This is a genomic window from Bartonella bilalgolemi, assembly GCF_023500045.1.
GTDB classification, from domain to species: Bacteria; Pseudomonadota; Alphaproteobacteria; order Rhizobiales; family Rhizobiaceae; genus Bartonella; species Bartonella bilalgolemii.
Genome location: NZ_JAMCOF010000024.1, coordinates 1 through 1,715 on the forward strand (window position 1 = coordinate 1; position 1,715 = coordinate 1,715).

Consider the following 1,715-nt stretch of genomic DNA (forward strand, 5'->3'; position numbering starts at 1 on the left):
CCCAATATGTTTGATTTTCACCAAACATACTTTGATCTTCACCGTGAGAGGAAGCTTGAGGACCGTAGGCGTTAAGAGTATATTTATAAGGAGAATTATTTATTGTGGTGTAACCATTTGCCAATTTGAAGGAGTCTTCATTTGCTTCCCCAGAAACTTGGATGAGTGAGACACCACTTTCATTTGCAGGAACAGAAGTATTTTTTTCTGCTTTATTCTTTCCCTTGATACCGTTAACATAAACCGTCGTTGTACCTAAAGCATCACCATTAATTACAAGTCGATCTGTTTTTTGCTCTTTTGTTTTAAGTCCGTTACTCCATTCAGTATTGAAGTAAATTTTTGCATCACCTTTTGCATTATAGACTGTTGCTGGGTTGTTTGGGTCATTTGCAACTATTGCAGGTCCTTCTGCTTTTTCTATTGCAGGTCCTACATGTAATACCTGATATTGATCGTCTGTTGGTTTGTCAAAAACAATGGTACTGTTATCAAGATTAAGCACAGAAACAGTGGAGCGTGATCTAGTAGAAATATCAAGCAGTTCTCCCGGTTTTCCCTCTTCACCTGGTTCTCTTTCTTCTTTACTGATTTTGAGTGTCCATATTGTACCATTACTCAAATTGAAGACTGTTTCAGCCTTTTTTCCAGTTTCAGCACGACCTTCTAAAACTGAATGATCTGCGTTGAGTGTAAGAGCTGCCTCTTTGTCTTCTTTGGGAGTGTACTTTAATAAAAGATCACCACGTATTTCTGAATTTTTGAGGGTGACAACATCTTTTCCAGATACTTCTCTAAAAATACCTACGCCCTTTTCAACAGTAAGCTTTGTATTCGTGAAATTAACATTATTTACTTTATCATCTGGTGCTGCACCATTTGTAAGCACTAGACCATTTTTAGAAGCTGTTGCAGAAACATTGGAGATATTAATTTTTGCACTGTCTTCTACAACGAATGCAGCCTTGCTTGCATTAATTGTACCACCTTTCATTGTAACATCTGTTTCCGCACCAGACGCATAAAGACCACGGCCTTCTTTAGATTGAATGGAGACATTTTCTAAAGAGACTTTGCGGTCTGTAATATTTAATCCATCTCCTTTGGTAACGGTAATTTTTGTATCTTTTAGTTTGCTTTTATCATCTGCACCCGCACCGCTTGTAAAAGTAACACCGTTTCCTTCAGCTTCAATGGAACCGCCAGTCATATTTAATATTGCGCTGTTACCTATCTCGATACCATTTTTATTTGAAAAAATTTTTACATCATTTAATGTAACGCTAACTTCTTTTCCGCAAGCAGTAATCGCTACCGCATTATTATCATCAGCGTTATCATTATTTACTGTAATAGAGCCACCATTTGCTACAATTTGAGCACCATTTTCTATATGAATACCTTCACCTTTTGAAGTAATGTTTACATTACCGAGTGTAATTTTTGTATCTTCACCATCAGCTTTTACGGCAAGTTTTTCAGTTTCAATAGAGCCGCTTTCCATCGCAAAATTAGCACCATTTGCTATTTCAAGACCTTTATCTTTTGAAGTAATGTTTACATTACCGAGTGTAATTTTTGTATCTTTACCATCAGCTTTTACGGCAAGTTTTTCAGTTTCAATAGAGCCGCTTTCCATCGCAAAATTAGCACCATTTGCTATTTCAAGACCTTTATCTTTTGAAGTAATGTTTACATTACCGAGTGTAATTTTT

1 protein-coding gene is annotated in these 1,715 nt (G+C 36.4%); it reads right to left on the reverse strand.

Annotation, left to right across the window (positions count from 1 at the left end; all coding sequences use genetic code 11):
* The coding region (locus M4Z11_RS07255) for an autotransporter outer membrane beta-barrel domain-containing protein (protein WP_249678016.1) at positions 1–1,715 on the reverse strand (1,715 nt) is incomplete at both ends.